This window comes from Streptococcus oralis (genome assembly GCF_001579025.1).
GTDB classification, from domain to species: Bacteria; Bacillota; Bacilli; order Lactobacillales; family Streptococcaceae; genus Streptococcus; species Streptococcus oralis_X.
The window spans coordinates 485,576-490,132 of the sequence record NZ_KQ970235.1 but is presented as its reverse complement, the minus strand read 5'-3'; the positions used below and the strand labels follow the sequence as shown (position 1 = coordinate 490,132).

The 4,557-nt window shown below is 42.7% G+C and carries 5 protein-coding genes; 1 reads left to right on the top strand and 4 read right to left on the bottom strand.

The window, feature by feature from the left end:
* A partial coding sequence (locus tag SORDD27_RS02235) for a solute carrier family 23 protein (RefSeq protein ID WP_061428047.1) occupies positions 1-1,072 on the top strand: 1,072 nt, incomplete at its 5' end.
* A gap of 43 nt (positions 1,073-1,115) precedes the next feature.
* Here the strand turns inward: SORDD27_RS02235 and SORDD27_RS02230 are convergent.
* From SORDD27_RS02230 to gla, 4 genes are all read right to left on the bottom strand, one after another.
* Complete coding sequence (locus SORDD27_RS02230) at positions 1,116-2,021, bottom strand: DMT family transporter (protein WP_061427081.1); 906 nt, start codon at positions 2,019-2,021, stop codon at positions 1,116-1,118.
* An 8-nt stretch (positions 2,022-2,029) separates the two neighbouring features.
* Positions 2,030-2,965 carry a serine hydrolase domain-containing protein gene (locus tag SORDD27_RS02225; RefSeq protein ID WP_061427079.1) on the bottom strand — a complete coding sequence of 312 codons (936 nt, stop codon included), beginning with the start codon at positions 2,963-2,965 and terminating at the stop codon, positions 2,030-2,032.
* The gene (locus SORDD27_RS02220) at positions 2,962-3,687 is read right to left on the bottom strand and encodes a CppA N-terminal domain-containing protein (protein ID WP_001102080.1); all 726 of its coding nucleotides are present in this window, start codon (positions 3,685-3,687) and stop codon (positions 2,962-2,964) included. The genes SORDD27_RS02225 and SORDD27_RS02220 overlap by 4 nt, the downstream gene beginning before the upstream one ends.
* A 110-nt stretch (positions 3,688-3,797) precedes the next feature.
* On the bottom strand, positions 3,798-4,557 hold a 760-nt coding region (gene gla, locus SORDD27_RS02215), incomplete at its 5' end, for an aquaglyceroporin Gla (protein ID WP_231069266.1).

The following is a 4,557-nucleotide window of genomic DNA, read 5'->3' as shown; positions in this document are numbered from 1 at the left end:
AGTTTATCTAGGTTCTTCATTCGCCTTTATCACAGCTATGTCTCTAGCCATGAAAGAAATGGGAGGCGATGTCTCTGCTGCCCAAACTGGAGTTATCCTGACTGGTTTTGTCTATGTCCTTGTAGCAGCAAGTGTTCGTTTTGCAGGTACGAAATGGATTGATAAACTCTTGCCACCAATCATTATCGGACCTATGATTATCGTTATCGGTCTTGGTCTTGCTGGTTCTGCTGTAACGAATGCTGGACTTGTAGCAGACGGAAACTGGAAGAACGCTCTTGTAGCCGTTGTTACATTCTTGATTGCCGCCTTTATCAATACAAAAGGAAAAGGTTTCCTTCGTATCATTCCTTTCCTCTTTGCCATCATCGGTGGGTACATTTTCGCAATGCTTCTTGGTTTGGTTGACTTTACCCCAGTACTTCAAGCCAACTGGTTTGAAGTCCCTGGTTTCTACTTGCCATTTAGTACAGGTGGAGCCTTTAAAGAGTACAACTTGTACTTCGGTCCTGAAACAATCGCCATCTTGCCGATCGCTATTGTAACCATTTCAGAACACATCGGAGACCACACCGTTTTGAGCCAAATCTGTGGCCGTCAATTCCTAAAAGAACCAGGACTTCACCGTACGCTTCTCGGTGACGGTATCGCGACATCTGTATCTGCCTTCCTCGGTGGACCAGCTAATACGACCTACGGAGAAAATACAGGGGTTATCGGGATGACTCGTATCGCTTCTGTCTCTGTTATCCGTAACGCGGCCTTCATCGCCATTGCTCTTAGCTTCCTTGGTAAATTCACTGCCTTGATTTCAACCATTCCAAATGCTGTGCTTGGTGGCATGTCCATCCTTCTCTACGGAGTTATCGCCAGTAACGGTCTAAAAGTTTTGATTAAAGAGCGCGTTGACTTCAGTCAAATGCGTAACCTCATCATCGCAAGTGCCATGTTGGTACTTGGACTTGGTGGAGCCATCCTCAAACTTGGGCCAGTTACACTTTCAGGTACTGCTTTATCAGCCATGACAGGAATCATCTTGAACTTGATCTTGCCACACGAAAACAAAGACTAATCATCTATACACAAAAAATCCACTCGATTGAGTGGATTTTTAATTACTTACTCTTTATTTCCAACAGTAAATCTTTCAATGAAATAATGGTCACGGCTAGTAAAATCATAGCCATACCGACAAAATCAATCGCATAAAACTGTTCCTTCATAATCAGAAAGGCAAAGAAAACGGCAGAAATTGGTTCTATGGAAGCTAATAAACTAGACTTAACAGGGCCTATCAGACTAGCTCCTTTTAGAAAAGCTGTATAGGCAAAAACCGTTCCGACGATGATAATCCCAGCAAATGCAAAGAGAAAATCTAAGCTGGTTGGTATGCTGGCCTGTAAGACTCCTGTGAAAGGAATAGCCACTACACCAGAAATAACCATCCCGATACCAATCACCAAAATACTGCCCCACTTCTTAATCAAAGCAATGGGAAGGATGATATAGAGGGCATAGGTCAAGGCTGAAAAGAGGCCCCAGAAAAGACCAGCAGGTGTGACAGACAACTGGTCAACTTTCCCGTGCGTCGCGATCAGAAAGGTTCCTCCAATTGCTAATCCAATCGAAATAATCTCAGCTAGAGTCGGAGCTACCTTGTCCTTGATACAAGTATAAACCAAGATCCCAACGGGGCATACATACTGGAGAACTGTCGCTGTTCCAGCATTGGTTTCCTGAATGGCAGAAAGATAGGCAAACTGGTTTAAGAAAAGCCCGAAAACTGCAAATAGTAACAGAGATAGTAGACTTTTTCTGTCTTTAAAAAAAGCACAGAGTCTATCCTTTGAAGTCGCATAGGATAAGATTACTAGTGCCAAGCCTGCAATGATAAGTCGTAAATTGGTCAAGACTAAAGCAGAAATCCCGTGTGCCATCAGGTATTGGCCACTGGTTCCAGACAAGCCCCAAGCAATCCCTGCCACTACTGTATACAGAGTTCCTTTTACGGTTTTTGACATGCTTCTCCCTACTCCCTTTGACGAATCATTTCCATGACTTGGTTTCGATCGACTATCCACTGGGCACGCTCATCCTTCTCATACGTTCGATTGGATAGAAAGATAGCCGCTTCCTGCTTCTCCCGATTACACATAATGAAGGTACCTGTATAACCCGTATGGTCGAGCCAAGCTCCTTCCAGATTCCATGATAGAGACCGCTCCTTATCATCTAAAGGAGAAAAATTTCGGCTCAATTCTGCAGCAAAATCATCTTTCAAGTAATGTTCCAGAAAGATCTGCAAATCCTTAACAGTCGAAAACAAACCAGCACTTCCAGCGTGTTTCCCTAATAGACGAGCTTTGGGATCATGAATGATTCCGGCCTCCACCCCTCTCACTGTTGGGACAGCTTGCTCAACGGGGCCAAACTTGGTTCCCGTCATTCCCCATGGTTCCAAAACTTGTTCTTCTATAATATGATCCAAGTCTTGGTTAAAGATTTTTTCCAAAAGAAAGCCCAAGAGTAAAAAGTGAACGTCCGAGTATAGGAAGGCTGGCTGATTTCGTCTGTTGAGGTGAAACATGGCTTCTCTTAATTCCTCTGCACTTAACTTGTCTCGATTGGGAATAAAGGGGTCCAAGTCTGTGGCATGGGTCAGAAGCTGCCGTATAGTGATATCAGGATAATCACACTCCGGTAAAAAATCCGTTACCGGTCGATCAATATCGAATGTGCCCTGCTGCCACAAGAAGGTAAAAACCGTCCCCACTCCCACGACCTTACTCACACTGGCTAGATCATAAACCAAACCACTTTCTGTCTTCAAGTCTCGTTCTGGATCACTCAATCCTAGATAAGACTCTTTCCATTCACCATCCTTATAATATGCAAAAGAGGCCCCGGGATAAATCCCTGCCTCAATTTGATTTTCTATTTTTCTTAGAATTTTTTCCCACTTCATGCTTCTTCAAACCACAATTCAATGTTATTGGTATCTTTACCAAGGAAGAATTTTTCAGACTTAGGGACAAAGTAGCCTGTCTTTTCAAATTTCTGACGAAGACTGGTTAGATCAAAATTCTTGACTAAAAATTTTAACATCGTCAGGTCCCAAGTGACATTGTTTTCAACAGCCAAATCTGGTCCTTGTCCTTTAGTAAAGGTAATTACTGGCGCTACTCCTTCGGGATCAAGTAAACTCTCTGTCCCTTCAGGCAAACGCAACTCCATAGAAACCTCAAATTGGCTCACGTATTTTATACTTGTATTTGAATAAAATTCAGGAACAGTTTCCAGTGGAACCAAATCTCTTATATCATCTTCTGCATGAACAAGGATCACATCCTCTTCAGGAGAAACAATCTCAAAAGCATACCCACGGTTACCTTTAAATAAGCGAGGAAGAGACTTCATCTGAGAAAGGAGGGCCTCGATTTCAGAAGGATTCTCAACCTTTATCAAGAGTCTAGCTAGCTTCTTAAGCCCTTCAACTCTGCGTGTTCGCATGCTTGGAGCCTCTTCTAAAATCAATCTCTCCGTACCTGTCTGGTCGCCTAATGAAAGAAAGGCAGACTCTTCCAGCAAAGGTTTCATCCCCAGGGTTTCAATGTAAAATCTTTCATTTAATTTTCGATTATTAACTTTCAAAGTCGGAACGATCCGAACAATCTCATTCACATTCATAAATTCCTCCAACTCTTTTATTTTAAAGGATTTTCGAATATTTTACAAGCCATATCTATTTTATTTAGAAATTTTACAAGAAAAAAACTGGGATTCCCCAGTTTCATTTCTTATAGGTAAAGTAGTTTGAATAGTGCTACTGCTGCAATACCCGCTGCAATTGGAGCTACAACTGGAACCCATGCATACCACCATTTTGAATCACCCTTGTGTTGACCAAGAACTGATTTTGGAAGGAGTTCGTGAAGAAGACGTGGTCCAAAGTCACGAGCTGGGTTCAAACCAGGTCCAGTAGGTCCACCAAGTGAAGTTACCAAGGCCATCACTAGGAAACCAAGTGCCAAGTGCGCAACTGAGATCCCAGCAGCTGTATGTGGAGCTACTTGAGCTTTCACTGCCAATTCACTTAAATCAACAGTTTGTCCAGCTTGAGTAGCCATTTGTTTCATGTATTGAAGAACCTCAGCACCAAAGAAGTTTTTAGTCAAACCAAGTGCTGCAAAGAAAAGAACAAATGAACCTACAAACTCATTGAGGAAACCGTTAACAGTAGCTGCAAAACGTGATTCTTTTGTACCGTGGTCGATGCTTGAAATTGTTGAGAAGGTACCCAAGATATTGTTAGGGTTTTCTGTCTTCAAGTAGTAAGGACGGTGAGTCGCTACAACCAAAGCTTGACCAAAGATTGCTCCCAAAACTTGTGCTAGGATGTAAAATGGAACTTGATCCCAAGAGAAAAGACCACTAACTGCAAGTCCAAGAGTGAAAGCTGGGTTGATGTGGTTTCCTGATACATTACCAAACATCAAGGCTGGGATCATAACCCCCATACCGTAACCAACTGCGATAACGAGCCAGCCACTTTGGTGA

Bases quoted from the DNA above. Each gene is read 5' to 3' on its own strand.
- SORDD27_RS02230 (WP_061427081.1), bottom strand. From the start codon at position 2,021: ATGTCAAAAACCGTAAAAGGAACTCTGTATACAGTAGTGGCAGGGATT.
- SORDD27_RS02225 (WP_061427079.1), bottom strand. From the start codon at position 2,965: ATGAAGTGGGAAAAAATTCTAAGAAAAATAGAAAATCAAATTGAGGCA.
- SORDD27_RS02220 (WP_001102080.1), bottom strand. From the start codon at position 3,687: ATGAATGTGAATGAGATTGTTCGGATCGTTCCGACTTTGAAAGTTAAT.